This window comes from Alteromonas macleodii ATCC 27126 (assembly GCF_000172635.2).
Taxonomy (GTDB): domain Bacteria; phylum Pseudomonadota; class Gammaproteobacteria; order Enterobacterales; family Alteromonadaceae; genus Alteromonas; species Alteromonas macleodii.
The window spans coordinates 4,596,836-4,613,422 of record NC_018632.1 but is presented as its reverse complement, the minus strand read 5'-3'; the positions used below and the strand labels follow the sequence as shown (position 1 = coordinate 4,613,422).

Below are 16,587 nucleotides of genomic sequence, written 5' to 3'. Positions count from 1 at the left end.
CCTTTTTTGTTACTGATTCTATTCGCGGCCGCTAGCAGCCTGCAATAAAAGTTGCTTCAAAACTTGCTTGCTTCGCGAACAGGTACAGTGAATATCTGTCATGTGTAGCACTTCACCATTAAGCATTTTTTGAAGTACAGAAGCTCTAACGTTTAATGAGACAAAGCCGTCTTCGCTTGAAATTTGTTTCGACGCCATAACTATCTCCTTTGATCTAAAGTATTTAATGCACGGCCACAGAAGCGAGTCGTTTGCTTGCTTGGGGGACATAGGTTTGCTCAAGGGTATGCTGAATGGCCGCGATTAGCCTGCATATAGAAGGATTGGTGGCATGCAGGGGTAATATGGCAATAAGCTGTTGCTGACATTCTTGTAAAATAGCGTGAGATTCTCGCTTCCTATGTTCTTCGGCAAGCAGAGAAGATAAGTACATTCCCATGGTGGAAAAAGCGAGTACGTCTTCTTGAACTACACTGACTTTCTGCAAAGAGGTAGGCTGAAGCGCATTAAGGATAACCTTTGCGGCCTCAAAGGTTTGATAGCCTAACTCTCTCGCATAATCCAATCTGCCCTGTTGATGGGCTTGCTGCGTCTGGGCTTGCATAGCATAGCGATGCTGTCGCGCGTTTGAAGGGTTTAGCTGTAGCCACTTTTTGTAAACTGGGCATAGCCGCTGAACATTCATATAAGCACCTCCTGTTTTTTATTACATTAGTGCAAATAGGAATCATTATCAAATGTAAAGTTCAAAAAATCTATTGGGTTGATTTGATATTTACGTTGTCGTGAACCAACGGCATCGTTTGTTTCGCCTATTAAGTGCTTTGAGTCACTAGTACAGGCAAGCTTATTGGCTGATTAAATTTGAAAGCCACCATAAAAGAAGCACTGCAACTGTGATAGCAATAACCGCTTTCATTTTGTAGCGCTTAATGAGCTGCTCAGCTTTGTCTCCTGCGTAATAGACCACGGCTGCGAGTCCGAAATAGCGAATTGAACGTGCAATAACAGTAGCTAAAAGAAAAAGCGGAAGTGAGTATTGGGTTGCACCTGCTGCAAGCATCGCAACCTGAAAAGGGATAGGGGCAATACCTAAGGTCATTACGAACCAAAAACCTTGGTTTTGCATCTGCTGTTTAACATTATCAAATTGTTCCTGGCTGAAAAAAGTATCTATAAGCCACTGACCAACCATATCGAAAAGATAATAGCCAAGAGCATAGCCGAAGACTGCGCCAATCACGCAGCCTATGGTGGCCATCAATGCAATTTGCCAAAGCGACTCCCGTCTTGCTTGCATTAGTGGCACCATTACGGCTTCTAGTGGTATAGGAACAATGGTTGATTCTAAAAATGAGGCAAGAGTGATGCCCTTTAACATATGCTTAGAATCGACAAGTTTTTTGGTTTTGTGCTTAACCTTTTTACCTAGTTCCATGTAATCCCTACCACTTTATTTTCTCTACTGCTTGTAAACAACTCCGTCTTTCATCACAAAAGACACGCTTTCCATAAGCGATATATCGTCAAGCGGGTTGCCTTGAACCGCAACAATATCAGCCAACTTACCCTCTTCCAGCGTGCCAAGAATATCGCTGATACCTAGTAAATTCGCGCTATTCACGGTGGCACTTAGCAGCGCGTCGGCAGGCTTCATACCAGCTTCAACCATTAATGAAAACTCTTGCGCATTGTCGCCGTGGGCTGATACACCACTGTCTGTACCAAAAGCAATTTTTACGCCTGCTTTATGCGCTTGTTCAAACGTATTTTGGATAAGCGGGCCGATAGCGGCAGCTTTCGGGCGCACCAATTCCGGAAAGAAGCCATCAATTTTGGCTTTGTCTGCTACAAACTTTCCTGCCAGTATTGTTGGTACATAGTAGGTGCCGTGCTTCTTCATTAATTTGCGGATTTCGTCATCCATATAAGTGCCGTGTTCGATAGAATCTACACCGGCTTCAATAGCCCGCTTCATGCCTTCTTTCCCATGAGCATGCACTGCTACTGTCATACCGTAGTCTTTTGCCGTTTCAACAATTGCTTCTAGTTCATCGGTCATGAACTGCGGGTTTTGGCCGCTTTTGGCAACGCTTAATACACCGCCGGTTGCCGTAATTTTGATCAAGTCCGCGCCATCTTGGTAACGAGTCCTTACTGCTTCACGGGCTTCAGCTTCGCCATTAACCACACCTTGCTTAGGGCCTACGTCTGGGCGAAGTAAATGAGATAAGCCATTACTTGGATCGGCATGTCCACCTGTAGTAGCAATAGATTTAGCAACGGTATAAATACGCGGGCCTGTTGCATAGCCTTTACTAATAGCGTTCCTTAGCGCAACGGTTTCGTTGTAACCATCCCCTAAGTTGCGAACCGTGGTGAAGCCCGAATCTAACGTAATCTTAGCGTAGTTCGCTGCTCGTAATGCATAGTCGGCTTCATTTAGTGAAAAGCGCTCCAGATACGTTTGAGGCCCACCATGTTGAGAAGACAAATGAACATGCATGTCCATCAGACCAGGCATAACGGTTGACGTCTTCAAGTCGATGACAGTATCGCCTTCTTGGGCTTCAGCAAACCCCTTCTTTACTGCTTTGATCTTGTTGTCTTCAACAACAATAGTCACATTTTCCTGAAGAGAGTTTGATGTGCCAGTAAACACTTTTCCTGCATGAATCAGCGTGTCGGCTACAGTGGAAAAGGGCGATGAGAGTAAGGCACTGGCAACAGCCAGCGTAATCAGAGGCTTTTTCATGATATAGGTCTTCTTGTTGATTGTTTTATAGACTATATCGAATGTAATGCAGTCAGAGGTATAACGCAAAACAAAGCGCTGTTAACGGTGCTTTATTGAAGATGAATTACGTTTTGATATGTTCGAAGAGACAGAAGCAACAAAGTAGGCTAGTTGCTTACTTCACCTAAAATAAAGATGATGCCGTTTGACTGAATACTAAATTGCGTGCCGGCTTCATCCGGTTTTTCATCAGCTTGTTCAAGCAGTTGATAATAGGCATTTTGATGTAGTCTTGCCCACAAGTTTCTGCGAACGCATAGGTAGGGAATGGGCGTTGCCTCTGGATCTTGTATGGCTTTAGGCGGAACGCGAAGTTCGAGCTGATCAGCACGCTCTAACCTTACGATGTCGCCTGTTTGTGTGGTAAACACATAGGTGTTATCACTCGCTGATTCACCCTCTTCCCTATGCCATTGAGTTACAAGAAAAGGTGTGTCTTCAACGGTAATGCCTACTTTCTCTACGGGAGTAACTAAGAAGTACTTGTCACCTTCCCGCTTTAACACCGAAGCAAAAAGCTGAACCAAGCTTGCGCGCCCAATAGGACTGCCTTCATAAAACCATCTTCCATCAAGCGCTATAGTTAGATTAATGTCACCGCAAAAATCGGGGTTCCATTGTTCAACAGGAGGTAAAGGGCGCGCTTTTGACGACGTGCCCTTAAGCTGCTGCTGAAATCTAGTTAGATCCACGCTCTTCAACCAATACTTTCAGTTCGCGTAGCTTTGCCTTTATGCGACGCATGTTATCTGGGCCAGTACGAAGAAGTTGTTTCTGTGGCTCGTTTAAACTCTCTAGACGATCATCAGCATACTTGTAGGCGACCGAGTCGGTGTAAACCTCTACAGGAACCGGCACTTCAGGTGTATCAAGAAGCTGATCAATCGCTTCAAGCAATACGCTGTTGAAGTCTTGGTCAGGGCTTCCAATTTCGGCGTACTTCGCCTGAATATCGTCTTTATAAATACCGTATATGTTAAGCAGTGCTTCGTTATTGAATGACTCCAACATATCTACGTATGGTGTATAACGTTTATAGCTTGCTGCATCAATCCATTGCTTGCCTGCTTGAGAGTATACGCGGAAGTTCTGCTCAGGTGGCGTTAGTAACTGGTGATTAGGCGCCATTTCATCATTTGCTAGATTCGTAACCGACACCACAAACCGTTGAATTAGACCTTCATCAACCAGCATGCGGTTAACGGTTTCTTTGCTTGCAGACGAACTCTCAATAAGTGAAGCTTTCACAGCAGGATCGCTGGTATCCAGAGGTTCCGGTTCTGGTTCAACTGGCTCAGGAAGCGGCTCAACCTCGTCTTTTTCTTCAAGCTCTACTGTTGGGGCGGGCTGAGTAGGCTCAAATACTTCAGGCTCTTCTGGCGTAGTCACTTCAGGTTCAGTCACTTCGGGCTCAGGAGTAACTACAGGCTCAGGCTCATCGTCGCTGGGCCAAAACACAACAGCCAGAATAACAACAAGAAGGATGCCTACAATGATAAAGTGTGGGCCTAACGATTTCTTTTCCGACGATTCGCTCATAATGACTCCGCTACAAAACTATCCTTTTGGTAATACTACCAGAGATAACACTCAAATTTAGAAAATCAATCAAGAGAAATGTTCCCTTAGATTGTAAATTCCTTATTTTGAACACTTTTTAACGTAAAAAAGTCACTTTCCGATTTCTTTTTATACAAATTTAGTGGAAAACCCTCATTTTTTCTTCTCATTCACATTCGATATTATGTAAATGCAAAAATAATTTTAAAACAAATGTTTAACAAATTGGGTTTGTGTACTAATGTGTTGATTAGTCATTGAAAAGCAAATGCTAGCTCGTTGTTATCTATAATAATTAATGAATATTTCGAGCCTCACGACCCCGTTTCAACTTAAATGTGCCCTTATAGGATAATTAGCGTGAGTAAGTTTAGACAGTATCACCCTAAATTACACCGAGCAGTAAAACGCTACAGTGTTATGCAGCATCTAATCATGCTGGGAGTAATGCTTTATCTCCTTTTAAATATCAATAACTTGTCAACTAAGCATCAGATCATTGCTGTAGCGACTGTCATTGTTATGAGTATACAAAATGGCTTTATACTGTCCAAAGCGAAAGTCGCTTTAGCTGTTGAAGGCCCTAGGTTGCTGGTATTTCCATTACTATGGATTGCTTCTGGAATGGGAACGGCGGCGTTCCTATACAGTGCCTGCTCTCTTGCATCCTTACTGGTGTTGGCAAATGCAGTACGGTTTAAAAACCATCGACCTCCGCTAGATCTATCTAATGAACCTGAGCACCTTGCCTAACGTATATATTCTGCTTTTTAGCCCTAACTTCCATCATTAAATAAGAATATAGGGCGTGCAAGGTGCATACTTGGTTCATGAGGTAGAAAAATGCAGAAGTTCTATTTTCGAGATATTGAAGAGTCGCCTACCGCGATAGATTATCTGGAAGTTCAGTCGTATGAGATGAATGTTTACCTGGTTTATCTCACTATCGGCAGTCAAAGTGGCATGCTTTACGACAACAAAGATAAGCCCATGCGTTTTTTTAGTGCCGGCCACATTCGCGAAGCCTTCGCGCATTGCCATGTTCAGCAGGCGGTAATGAAGCACGATACGCCATACGATGAAATGATTGGCAACCCGCCAAAAAGTAAAGAGCAGATGGCGCTACCGTTCAGCATGGATTTGCCTTACTAGACTGTTGTGCGAGTGCTATAGGCTTTTGAAGTGGGTCCTATTTGAGTTCTGTAAGGTCGCAGCGCAACGTTTTCACAGTAAAACATGACACAGCACCGCAAAACCGATACAAACGATAGATAAGCTGTGTAATAAGTAGTTTCTTACTCGCTTAACACACCAACGAAGTGCAGGTTATAGATTCAGCCATGTGCCTGCTGCCTTTCGCATATCTACTTTAGCTTTCAATCGTTTAGCCAACAGAAATAAGCCACCTAGCTTCCTGTGTATAAACAGGGCATCTACTGGCGGCGTATGCCAAAAATTGTGCTCCATAGTCAGCGCCATTCCCTTTTCGTGAAGCCTTGCAATAAGATCGCTTTGTCCAAAGTCATAAGCGCCCTCGCAGCGAATCGCTTCACACGCCTCCATACCAATGTTTATGACGGCGTCGACTTGCGTTTGAGAGTGGCTTTCGTCAATTAATCCTATGCGAAACGCGGCTTGCTGCATCATCGCTCTATCGTTGGCTGCGGCGCTGTTGAGTAACGCTTGATACTGGGCTGAAATGGCGTCAGGCACATCCCGTGTAGCACCAAAATCTAACAGAACGATTTCTTTTGTATCGGGTTTAAACTGGTAGTTGGCTAAGTTAGGGTCGCTCTGCAGCAGCTTAAAATGAAAAATTTCATTAAAAAATAAAGTCATTAGCGCCGTCATCACGGCATCTCGGACGTCCTGAGGCTCGTTTAATAGCGCATCTAAGTCTTGCGCCTCTATGAAATCCATCGCTAACACGGTACTGGTGGTAAGGGGAGCAAAGGTTTGCGGAATGACAAACGCATTATTCCCTTTGCATAGGATGTCGGTGCTTTCAACCAGCGCGCGATAACGGTTGAGCATGTCAGCTTCTCGCACATAATCAGCTTCTTGGTGAAGCTGTGCTTTAGCCTCTTGTAAAAGCGGGTTGATATCTAATGATTTAGGTACCAAGCCAGTGAGTTTTATGAGTGTAGCTACGTTGTCTACATCGCTATCTATGCTTTTTTTCACACCAGGATACTGCACTTTTACTGCTAACATCCGACCGTCCATCGTAATGACTTTATGCACCTGACCAATAGAGGCCGCAGCTATAGGGGCAAAGGAAAAGTAAAGTAAGTCATCTTGCCATTTTTCGCCCCAAGACTGATTCAGCGTGGCAATTAGCTGGTCTTTTGGCATCGGGTCAGCGTCGTCCCGTAATCGCCCTAAAATTACCGCAAGCTCTTCGGGGAGAAAATCTCCTGCATCCATTGAAATAAGCTGCCCGAGCTTCATAGCTGCACCACGCATACTGGCAAGCTGATCTGCAATGTTTGAAATGTTTTTGGGCGTTAAGAGCAGCGAAGACAACGCGGGCTTCTCGCCCTTTAACAGTTGTCCTGCACCTTGTGATACTACGTTACCTGCAATTCTACCTGCCAGTGAGCCCAAGCGGCCTATGCGCGATAAACGCGACGACGGTACCGCTCTACTAGAGCGGGTTGGTGATTCAGCGGATTTATTGGGCTTCTCTGCCATAGGCTCACTCAGTTTTATTAAGGGCGAAGGGTAACGTTTGGTTTTTTATTGGCTAAACATAACCTAAAAAAGTAACTGGATTTTATAAATTATACTGTCGGACAAAACGTCTGGATCGGGTTTCCAGCCAAAAGTCATTGAGGACCTGTTGACCATTGCTGTACATCAAAGATCAACAGGACTTAATGTTTAGGAAGTGAGGTTGCCAACAGGGCAATCAACGGATAAGACAGCTGTTTAAACAGAAGTCTGATTTAAAAGCCGCGTTTAGATTGCCCATAATGTACTTAAAAGAAATGTGTACTTGCCGTTCCTAGTCGCTCAGCGGTTTCTTACTAGGCGAGTTGCATAAGGCAATTGTATAAACACTGTGTGCTAGATTATCTGTGAAATAAATTGAATCACTAGTCCAACAACGCTTCCATAAGCAAACCCAGCCCAGCCACTTGTCGCTCTATAACGCCAAAGTGCTGCACCAAAAAAGCCACACCAAAGCATGGCAGAATAGGTGGAAACAAGGCCGCCGCCCATCCCTGTATCTGGCAAAAACAGCATGACGACAAAGGTTAGCGCCATTGCGCCACTTAACAGCACCCACATGATATTTTTCTTATCAGCGAACGCATTGTTTTGTTTGACGTTCTTTGCATCGGCATCTTGCATTTGCTGCGCATCTTCTGCTTGAACAGCGCACTGAGCTGCTTTGGATGCACGTAGTTTTCGTGCACTACGCTCACTTCTTGATTGGGGTTTCTTGACCTGTGAAGGCAACGGTGATGCAGCGCTATGGGTCATGATGTACCTCATTAACTGAATTTAGTAACTGTTTATCCATAGTTAAGGTAGAGCATGCATGCCAAGATGACTATACGACTTCGGTCTCACACGACAATTAGAAAACGTGTTTTAGGATTTTCCCTATTCGAATGCGGCGCTCGAATTAGAGGGGCAAAGGCTGAGGTAGGCATACATTATCTATAAGAACACCGTGAAGCACGTAAACAAAAAAGCCCACCCGCAATCACTGCCGTTTGACAAGGAATGCGGGTGGGCTTTCATAAACTTATACCGTTAGGTATTAGTGATGGTCGCTATTTTGGCTTTCGAAGCTTACTTCCAGCAAATTTACGCTATCAGCAAATGTCAGGGTTTTGATATCACCCTTGCCTTCTACATTTAGCGTATTCACTTGTTTTGGCCACAAGTCACGCAATGCATCATGGCGAATTTTAACGCCTTCAAGTACAGGCGGCTCAGCAGTTTCCTGATAAACCCAAAAGTGCTTACCTTCAACTTCAAAGCCAACATCAGCAAGCTTTAATGGCTCGCCTGCTGCATTTAAAATTGCAAAGTGGTGGGCGACGTAATCAGCGAATTGTTGCTGCGTTTCTATGTCGTCCATAATATCTGCGTGCTTGTCGAACAGTGCCTTAACCGCGTGTTCAGCATCGTGCAAATTAAAGCGGTGCATCACCTCAATATTTTCTGTTCTAGGATTGAACAATACCGTGGTAATTGCTGCTTTTATTTGATGCGCTTGGGCTGCAGTGCTGTACGACATTGCGCTAACTAATAGCGCAGCCGTAATTGCGAATGCACTTACGCTTGCAAGCAGAGCATGAGCGCTCTGCTGCAAGCGAGCCAAAGACAACTTATTCGTCATCTTTGTCCTCGTCGTCGGTTTTCAGTTCGGTCCTTGAGTCGTGCATAAGGTCACGGTACTCGTAAGTGTTACGCGGCTTATTCTTATACGCTTCAATACGCGAAGGAATGATACGACGCGGGTAGTGGTTATTTTCCACATCTACGTCTGCGGTTTCCCAGTGCGGATCAACGGTTACGCTTACCAGCTCTTTGTCTTTGTCGGTAACAATAAGCTTGCTTACGGCTTTAGGTGTACGACGCCAGATTTCCGCAGGAATACGCATTTCTTCTTTCGTGCCGTCTTCAAACGTTAGTTCAAGAATGATTGGCATCACCAACCCACCCTTGTTGCTGAAATCTAGCACGTAGTAGTTTTTGTCTTCTTTCACCGCACGCTCAAACGCTTTACGCTCCCAAGGCTCAAGATCTTTCAAGAATTTCTTGTACTTGTTACGCTCTTTGTTAGTTACGGTGTAACGATCGTTTTCGTCGTAGAAGTCACTGATATCTTCAAAGCGATCTACCCAAAGCTTTTTGCCTTCTTCTTTATTACGAAGGTCGGTAAGTGACTTCGGTTTTTCCATTTCTGCTTCGCGCTCGCGAGCAAAATCGATATCTGGATCTTCAGTGTCTAAACGAAGCTTATATACGCTGTCTAGGCTAATATCTACATGGTCTGTGGTGTAAAACCAACCACGCCAGAACCAGTCTAGGTCAACGCCTGACGCTTCTTCCATAGTACGGAAGAAATCTGATGGTGTAGGACGTTTAAACATCCAACGCTGCGCGTACTCTTTAAACGCGAAATCAAACAGCTCACGGCCAAGAATAGTTTCGCGAAGAATATTAAGTGCTACTGCAGGCTTGGTATAGGCATTTGGGCCAAGGCGAAGTACTGAGTCAGACTGGGTCATAATTGGCACCTGTGTCTGAGACTTCATGTAGCCAGTGATATCACGTGGCTCAACGCCCCAAGGGATCGTAGGATCCCACTCGCGACCGGCAACGCCGTCTAGGAAGCTGTTCAGACCTTCATCCATCCATGTCCACTGGCGCTCGTCAGAGTTAACTGTCATAGGGAAATAGATATGACCTACTTCGTGAATAACCACACCAATAAGGAAACGTTTCTCAGCAAGCGAGTACGTGCGTGAACCATCGTCACGAAGCTCTGTACGCGGGCCGTTGAAGGTGATCATGGGGTATTCCATGCCGCCAACTGGACCATTTACTGATTGGGCTACTGGGTATGGGTAATCGAAGCTAAAGCGGCTATAAACATCCATGGTGTGGATGATTGATTCTGTAGAATACTTCTGCCATAGCTCGCCACCTTCTTTCGGGTAGAAAGACATGGCCATTACCAATGGTTGAGTGTCACCGCCTTGCTGATAACCACGCGCATCCCACGCAAATTTACGCGAAGAGGCCCATGCAAAGTCACGTACGTTTTCTGCCTTAAAGGTCCAGGTTTTAAGCTTAGTCGTGCCTTCTTTTTCGTTCTCAATTGCTTCTTCTGGTGAAACAATGAATACGATACGGTCAGCTTTTTCTGCCTTTTTCAGACGGTCGCGCTGTGTTTTAGTTAACACGTCTTTCGGGTTTTGAAGCACACCCGTTGACGATACGATGTGGTCAGCAGGAACTGTAATATCTACTTCGTAGTTACCGAACTCTAGCGTGAACTCACCACGGCCAATAAATTCTTTATTAGTCCATGCTTCGTAGTCGGTGTATGCAGCTAGGCGTGGGAACCACTGTGCTAGCAAGAAGATGTCGTTACCACCTTCACGTTCGTCATCTGGGAAGTGCTCGTAACCTGCACGTGCTGAAACAGCGTCTTCTTCTACAATGTTAAACGCAAAATCGATATCGAACGTAACTTTGCTGCCTGGCTTCAACGGTTGAGCCAAGTCAACACGCATTAAGGTGCCAACTACTGTGTGACGTAAGTCATTGCCCGCTTTGTCTTCAACACGAGAAATGGTATAGCCCAGCTCGTTGTCGTCAACAAACTGCTGACGGCGCAATGCACCCATGCTTAGCTTAGCTGGCGCATCGCCGCTAGCAGCTTGCGTACCCGGCCCGCGGTTACCGATACCGCCAAACGTGGTAGTAAGCGCAGACATTGAATCGTCGCGGAATTTGTTTTGGTCAAGCTGGATCCACAAGTACTTAAGCGTATCTGGCGCGTTGTTGTGGTAAGTAATGGTTTCGCTTGCTTCAATGCGGCGTTTGTCTTCAAGTAGCTTTACGTCAATATCGTAATCTACTTGTTGTTGCCAATATTGGTGGCCTGGCTCACCAGCGGCGTTACGGTATACGTTTGGAGTAGGGAGAACTTCGTCCAGCTGACGGAATTTATCTTCGAAATCGCCTTTAGTTTGTTTAATAGCGGCGGTACTAGGAAGAGAAATCAGCATAGACAACACTGGCGCTAGCCAGAAAAAGTGTCGTTTTGCGGTGCTCATGCAGGTTCCTTGCAACTTGTAAGTTAGAATTGTTATAAGATAACACCGCCTAGTATATAAGTATGCCTGTCACAATCCAATTTTTTGACCGTAAACTAACCATGTTTTAACGCAAAAAAACTGTAACAGATCGTTTTGTTTCGCGCTTTAACTGTCGTATTCTTAAGCTCTTGTTTTCTTTTTTCTTCCCCCTATGAACCGTTTTAATTGGCAACGTGCCGTTATAAAAGTTGGCAGTGCGCTTATTGCTCCTGAAGGCAATGAGTGCAGTGGGCGTTATTTACTGTCTCTTGCTCGATTTATTACTGCTAGTCGCGAAGCTGGCAAAGAAATTATTCTTGTCTCTTCTGGCAGTGTTGCCGCGGGCCGCAGCAAAGTGAAGGTTCGTCACAACGCATCTATTGCAGAAAAACAAGCCATGGCTGCGATTGGCCAGAATTTAATGATGGCCAACTGGCAGCGCTTTTTCGACTTTCCCTGTGCACAAGTATTGTTAACGGCGGATGATCTACGCGATAGAACCCGCTACGTAAATATTAAAAATACCTTGCGCGAAATTTTGAATCACAATGCGTTACCTATTGTGAATGAAAACGACACCGTAGCTGTCAACGAACTCAAAGTGGGTGATAACGATAACTTGGGTGCTTACACTGCCCTGGTCGCCCAAGCAGACACCCTCATAATCTGCTCAGATATCGACGGTTTATTTACCGCAGACCCAAGAAAAGACGCCAGCGCCACACTCATTCCACAGGTAGATAAAATAGACAGCACTATTTACGGCCTTGCCGGCGGCGCTGGAACTGCGGTAGGAACTGGCGGCATGCGCACAAAAATTGAAGCGGCAGACAAGTGCACCAGTAGCGGTATTCAAACTCTTATTGTAAACGGTCGAAAAGGCGAAACCTTCGATGCATTACTTGAAGGTAAAGTGCCGGGAACCCTATTCAATGCTAGTAGCACTCCCGCCAGCGCGCGCAGACTGTGGCTTACCCATACTCTAAAAACCGCTGGCAGAATAGACGTTGATAGCGGTGCGAAAGAGGCGTTAGTGCGAAAAGGTGCGTCATTACTGCCATCGGGTATTGTTGATGTCGTCGGTTTGTTTGAACAAGGCGACGCTGTTGAAGTGGTGTGCCAAGGCGAAGTTATTGCCAAGGGGCTTTGCCTGTATAACGCAAAAGACTTAACGCTTATAAAAGGGAAAAAGTCGAAAGAAATTGCCAGTGTGTTAGGTTATGAAACAACGGATGTTGCCATTCACCGTGACGATATGGTGCTTTACTCATAGCGCTACTCAAAAGAATCGCTGCAATAGACTACCGCACATTAAACATTAATTGGCGTTAGTCGTTCATCGATTTTCATTATTTGCGCCAACAACAAAGCGATACATTTATTCACTAAGGGACGATCATGACTGATATCACACCTACACTTGCCGACTACCCTTACAAAGTCACTATCGCCACGCGTTGGCAAGACAATGATGCGTACGGACATATCAACAATGTTGTGTACTATGGTTTCTTTGATACCGCGGTAAACCGTTTTTTAATCGAAGAAGGTGGGCTAGATATACACAACGGGCAATCCGTGGCGTATGTGGTAAGCAGTCAGTGTCAGTACATTGCTCCGGCAGCCTACCCTGAAGACATTTTTGTAGGCTTGCGCGTTATCAAAATTGGTAGAAGTTCAGTGACTTATGGTCTATCGGTTTATGCCGGAGAGAATAAGCGACGCGTGGCTCATGGCCAATTTGTGCATGTGTTTGTAGATAGAAAAACCGACAAGGCCATTCCTATTCCTGTTAATGTGAAAACAGCGTTAGAGTCGATTGTGGAAGTAATGTAGAGCATGGCAAAAATGACGAAACACAATGCATCACAAGCGATGAGCAACGGCAATCAAAAGCAGGTTGTCTTTCTAGACGCCGAAACCATGGATTTGCCCAGCCTTGATACCTCGTCACTAGATGACTTACAAACTAATTTCGGCGCAGGTATTACGCTTCATCAACAAACTCAAGCCGAAGATGTGGCCGAGCGCATTAAAAATGCCGATGCTGTGCTGGTTAACAAAGTCGTGCTACAAGCCAAAGATTTACAGCAGGCCACTCAGCTTCGCTATATTGGTGTAACTGCGACCGGCATGAACAATATCGACCGTGATTACTGCGAACAGGCTGGTATTATCGTTCAAAATGTAGAGGGCTACGGCACTGATAGCGTTGCTCAACATACGTTGACCTTGGCGTTGAATTTGGCCACCAATTTTGTGACGTATCAGCGCGATATGCGCAACCAAGCATGGTCTAGTTCTTCTCATTTCTGCTTACTCAATCATCCCGTGGTGGAATTGGCGGGTAAGCATGCGGTAATTGTTGGGCATGGCGAGCTTGGCAAGCGTGTAGAGGCATTGTTTAAGGCTATGGGTATGCAGGTGAGTATCGCTGCTCGCCCAGGTAAACAAGACGACCCTCGTCCAAGTCTTGCATCGCTTTTACCAAATGCCGATGTGGTAAGTCTTCATTGCCCGCTTACTGAAGCCACCGATAAGCTGATTAATGCCGAGACGTTGTCGCTGATGAAGCCAACCGCTTTTCTCATTAATACGGCTCGCGGCGGTTTGATTGATGAGGAGGCACTCTATCATGCGCTTAAAAACAACCAAATTGGTGGCGCGGGATTAGATGTATTAAGTGTCGAGCCTCCGCCTGTTGATCATATATTGCTTAAAGAGGCACTACCTAACTTGCTGGTAACGCCGCATAATGCGTGGATTGGTAATGGCGCTAGGCAAAACCTGCTAGATAGTGCTATCGACCATTTATCTGCCCACTTATCTTCTTGTTTATCAGCTTCCCAGGGCTAGAACACCGCTATGAATAACGCAACCTTATTTGCTCTGTGCTGCCTGATTTGGGGCTCAACCTGGATAGCCATCACTTACCAAATAGGGCATACCTCTGAAACGTTTGCCATTGCGCTGCGTTATTTATTGGCGTCGGCCTGTTTAGGGATTTACTGTGTTATTAGGCGTTTGCCGCTTAAGCTACCGGTACATGTTCATGTGAAAATGGCCGCAGTCGGTCTCTTTTTATACAGCTTAAATTACACGCTCCTGTATATGGCGCAAGCGCACATAATTAGCGCGCTGTTAGCCCTTATGAGTTCTTGTATTATCTACATTAATGTTGTGCTTCGGCGATGGTGGCTTAAAGAGCCTATAAGAAAAGAAGTGGTTATAGGTGCTACATTTGGCTTGCTGGGCATTGTGTGTTTGTTTGTGCCGGAGTTTTCCAAAGTCTCCATGGATGCGGCGCTTGCCACCGGCCTCGCTATAGCGTTTGTCAGCTTTTTCTGCGCCTCAACAGGTAACGTTATCTCCGAGCGTATTTTGACCTCGGGTACGCCTGTTATCCAAATGAACTTCTATGCCATGAGCTATGCCATGGTGCTGCTTTTCATCACCTCACTGGCAATGCCGGGTAAGTTGGTCATTCCTACCCATACCGAGTTCTATCTGTCGCTGCTTTATCTGGCTATCTTTGGCTCTGTGTTTGCGTTTGGCGCGTACATGAAACTGTTAAAGCAAATGGGCGCTGACAAGGCTGCATATGTGGTCTTGGTATACCCCATGGTTGCACTGGTTATTTCTACCTTTTTCGAAGGCTATACCTGGAGCGTTTTATCTGTGGTTGGGGTGGTCATTGTGCTGGTAGGCAACGCCATTGCAATGGGGAAAGTTCCCCGCTTTATGCGTCGCCCACCGGTGTCGAGCTAGGAGCTGGTAAAACCGTTTATTTGAGCGCGTTGATTTTCTTATTCAGTTCGTAAGCAGGCTCGGTAACAATGGTTTCAAGGGTTTCGATTCGCGCCATCAAAGCTTCAATCTGCGCATCTTTTTCCTCTAAACGCTGCTGCTGTTTGTCGGTCACGCTTTTAACGAACGGGTTGCTGCACTCGCCGTTCATCCAGTCGTTTAGTCGCCACTGAAATTTTGCGTCTAAGTAGCTTGCCAAAAGCACAAGCGACGTCAGGCTGCCAATTAACAAAACTATACTTAACGTAGACATAATTTTTTCCTAATCCAAATTTCAAGGTTGAAGGCTTTTAGGGAAAATGCCCTAAACGCACGTTACTGCACTTACTGTTTTAACTAGTCGTTTGTTGCTTAAAAAAATTACAGCATTGACGAAAAAAGTTTGTAATAAAAATTCGTGGGGGCAGACTGATAGAAGTAACACAATAAAATAACAACAGTTTTTGTGATTAGGGATGTGACGTTGGGGCAGGGTTTTGAAGATGTTTTTGCGCAATACGGGGCAATACTGAGCCGTGTAGCCAACAGCTATGAAGCAAACGAAGCGATGCAGCAAGAATTATTGCAAGAAATTGCTATTGCCGTCTGGCAGGGGCTGTCTCGCTTTAAGGGCGATAGCAGCGTGAAAACCTATATTTTGAAGATAGCTCATAACCGCGCAGTTACTCACGTAGCAAATCAAGTGAAGCGTCTCGATACCCATCAATATGACCACGATGATTTGGGCTCTGACAGGTTCGTGAGTACTACCCATTCACCAGAGGAAATGTCTAGTCAACACCAGTCATTAGAACGCCTACTTCGCGCGGTACGGGCACTTCCATTGCAGTCAAGACAAGTGCTAACGCTTTCTCTTGAAGGCTTAAGTTACGATGAAATTGCAGACGTCTGTGGTCTGACTAAAAATCATGTTGGTGTGATATTAAAGCGCGCCAAACAAAGTATCATGCAGGAGCAACCGCATGCATAATTCAGATAATGAGAATCAAACGAACCCGCCCGTATCAGTAGACGATGCGCAAAATGATGGCCTTTCTGCGCTATGGCAAGCTCAGCCAGTTACGACTATCAACCTCTCTGAAGTAAAAGCCAGTTTAAGCAGCGAGCGAACCAAGCAACGCTGGTATATGTTGGTTGACTCCTTAGCGTTTATCCCAGCGATCTACTTGCTAGTTGTTACTTGGGAAAAGTTCACTTTTGTCGCCCACGCGATGTTTGTTTTTATGCTGGTCACGGCTCTTCCCCTGCTTGTTTATCAGCTGTGGTTAAGAAGAGTGGCCGCATTTTCAAAAGACACTCAAACCGCTGACCACCTAACGCAGCTAATAAAGCAAATTAAGAATAACGTTAAGATTGCTGTAATCACTAAACACTCGACATGGACTGCAGTGTTATTTGGATGTGCCTTTCTGGTGGAGCGCTATTTTTATGGGGAGCTTACCCCAGAGAAAGTTATGAAGATGGCTATAGTTATGACGTCCATGAGCGTTGTGATGATAGTGTGGTATGTGTGGGCGAGCAAAAGACAAAAGCGTTTTGAGCGTCAACTCGAAACGCTTGAGAAGATGGCACAGCAGCGTTAAGGGCGCATGA

At 45.3% G+C, this 16,587-nt stretch carries 19 protein-coding genes; 8 read left to right on the top strand and 11 right to left on the bottom strand.

Going from position 1 to position 16,587, the window contains the following annotated elements:
• Positions 1-18 precede the first annotated feature (18 nt).
• The 6 genes from MASE_RS19595 to MASE_RS19570 form a co-directional block, all read right to left on the bottom strand.
• Entirely contained in the window at positions 19-198 is a 180-nt protein-coding gene (locus tag MASE_RS19595; protein ID WP_014951429.1) for a hypothetical protein, read from the bottom strand.
• A gap of 25 nt (positions 199-223) precedes the next feature.
• Positions 224-685, bottom strand: a complete 462-nt coding sequence (locus tag MASE_RS19590) for a hypothetical protein (protein WP_014951428.1) — start codon at positions 683-685, stop codon at positions 224-226.
• 162 nt (positions 686-847) lie between these two features.
• Positions 848-1,438: a YqaA family protein gene (locus MASE_RS19585; protein WP_014951427.1), complete on the bottom strand. Its 591-nt coding sequence runs from the start codon at positions 1,436-1,438 to the stop codon at positions 848-850.
• Positions 1,439-1,462: 24 nt separating this feature from the next.
• Complete coding sequence (locus tag MASE_RS19580) at positions 1,463-2,755, bottom strand: amidohydrolase family protein (protein WP_014951426.1); 1,293 nt, start codon at positions 2,753-2,755, stop codon at positions 1,463-1,465.
• 149 nt (positions 2,756-2,904) lie between these two features.
• Positions 2,905-3,489 carry a DUF1285 domain-containing protein gene (locus tag MASE_RS19575; RefSeq protein ID WP_014951425.1) on the bottom strand — a complete coding sequence of 195 codons (585 nt, stop codon included), beginning with the start codon at positions 3,487-3,489 and terminating at the stop codon, positions 2,905-2,907.
• Positions 3,476-4,336 carry a DUF3014 domain-containing protein gene (locus MASE_RS19570; RefSeq protein ID WP_014951424.1) on the bottom strand — a complete coding sequence of 287 codons (861 nt, stop codon included), beginning with the start codon at positions 4,334-4,336 and terminating at the stop codon, positions 3,476-3,478. The genes MASE_RS19575 and MASE_RS19570 overlap by 14 nt, the downstream gene beginning before the upstream one ends.
• A gap of 381 nt (positions 4,337-4,717) precedes the next feature.
• On the opposite strand from MASE_RS19570, the gene MASE_RS19565 reads away from it, so the two are divergent.
• A complete protein-coding gene (locus MASE_RS19565) occupies positions 4,718-5,110 on the top strand; it encodes a hypothetical protein (protein ID WP_014951423.1) in 393 nt (130 codons plus the stop codon).
• A gap of 90 nt (positions 5,111-5,200) precedes the next feature.
• The gene (locus MASE_RS19560) at positions 5,201-5,509 is read left to right on the top strand and encodes a DUF6482 family protein (RefSeq protein WP_014951422.1); all 309 of its coding nucleotides are present in this window, start codon (positions 5,201-5,203) and stop codon (positions 5,507-5,509) included.
• Positions 5,510-5,683: 174 nt separating this feature from the next.
• Here the strand turns inward: MASE_RS19560 and MASE_RS19555 are convergent, their stop codons facing one another.
• The 4 genes from MASE_RS19555 to MASE_RS19540 form a co-directional block, all read right to left on the bottom strand.
• A complete protein-coding gene (locus MASE_RS19555; protein WP_014951421.1) occupies positions 5,684-7,051 on the bottom strand; it encodes an ABC1 kinase family protein in 1,368 nt (455 codons plus the stop codon).
• Between the two features lie 375 nt (positions 7,052-7,426).
• Entirely contained in the window at positions 7,427-7,846 is a 420-nt protein-coding gene (locus MASE_RS19550; protein WP_014951420.1) for a hypothetical protein, read from the bottom strand.
• 283 nt (positions 7,847-8,129) lie between these two features.
• Positions 8,130-8,714: a DUF6702 family protein gene (locus tag MASE_RS19545; RefSeq protein WP_014951419.1), complete on the bottom strand. Its 585-nt coding sequence runs from the start codon at positions 8,712-8,714 to the stop codon at positions 8,130-8,132.
• The gene (locus tag MASE_RS19540; protein ID WP_014951418.1) at positions 8,704-11,166 is read right to left on the bottom strand and encodes a M1 family aminopeptidase; all 2,463 of its coding nucleotides are present in this window, start codon (positions 11,164-11,166) and stop codon (positions 8,704-8,706) included. The genes MASE_RS19545 and MASE_RS19540 overlap by 11 nt, the downstream gene beginning before the upstream one ends.
• A gap of 193 nt (positions 11,167-11,359) precedes the next feature.
• Between MASE_RS19540 and proB the strand changes: the two genes are divergently transcribed.
• The 4 genes from proB to MASE_RS19520 all read left to right on the top strand — a co-directional run bounded on the left by proB (position 11,360) and on the right by MASE_RS19520 (position 14,955).
• Complete coding sequence (gene proB / locus MASE_RS19535; protein WP_014951417.1) at positions 11,360-12,460, top strand: glutamate 5-kinase; 1,101 nt, start codon at positions 11,360-11,362, stop codon at positions 12,458-12,460.
• 125 nt (positions 12,461-12,585) lie between these two features.
• Positions 12,586-13,023, top strand: coding sequence for an acyl-CoA thioesterase (locus MASE_RS19530; protein ID WP_014951416.1), 438 nt, complete (start codon positions 12,586-12,588; stop codon positions 13,021-13,023).
• A 3-nt stretch (positions 13,024-13,026) separates the two neighbouring features.
• Positions 13,027-14,043, top strand: coding sequence for a D-2-hydroxyacid dehydrogenase (locus MASE_RS19525; protein WP_014951415.1), 1,017 nt, complete (start codon positions 13,027-13,029; stop codon positions 14,041-14,043).
• A gap of 9 nt (positions 14,044-14,052) precedes the next feature.
• Complete coding sequence (locus MASE_RS19520; protein WP_014951414.1) at positions 14,053-14,955, top strand: DMT family transporter; 903 nt, start codon at positions 14,053-14,055, stop codon at positions 14,953-14,955.
• A gap of 16 nt (positions 14,956-14,971) precedes the next feature.
• Here MASE_RS19520 and MASE_RS19515 read toward each other — a convergent pair whose 3' ends face one another.
• The gene (locus tag MASE_RS19515) at positions 14,972-15,247 is read right to left on the bottom strand and encodes a hypothetical protein (RefSeq protein WP_014951413.1); all 276 of its coding nucleotides are present in this window, start codon (positions 15,245-15,247) and stop codon (positions 14,972-14,974) included.
• A 210-nt stretch (positions 15,248-15,457) separates the two neighbouring features.
• On the opposite strand from MASE_RS19515, the gene MASE_RS19510 reads away from it, so the two are divergent.
• Positions 15,458-15,964, top strand: coding sequence for an RNA polymerase sigma factor (locus MASE_RS19510; protein ID WP_014951412.1), 507 nt, complete (start codon positions 15,458-15,460; stop codon positions 15,962-15,964).
• Positions 15,957-16,577 carry a hypothetical protein gene (locus MASE_RS19505; protein WP_014951411.1) on the top strand — a complete coding sequence of 207 codons (621 nt, stop codon included), beginning with the start codon at positions 15,957-15,959 and terminating at the stop codon, positions 16,575-16,577. The genes MASE_RS19510 and MASE_RS19505 overlap by 8 nt, the downstream gene beginning before the upstream one ends.
• Positions 16,578-16,587 lie beyond the last annotated feature (10 nt).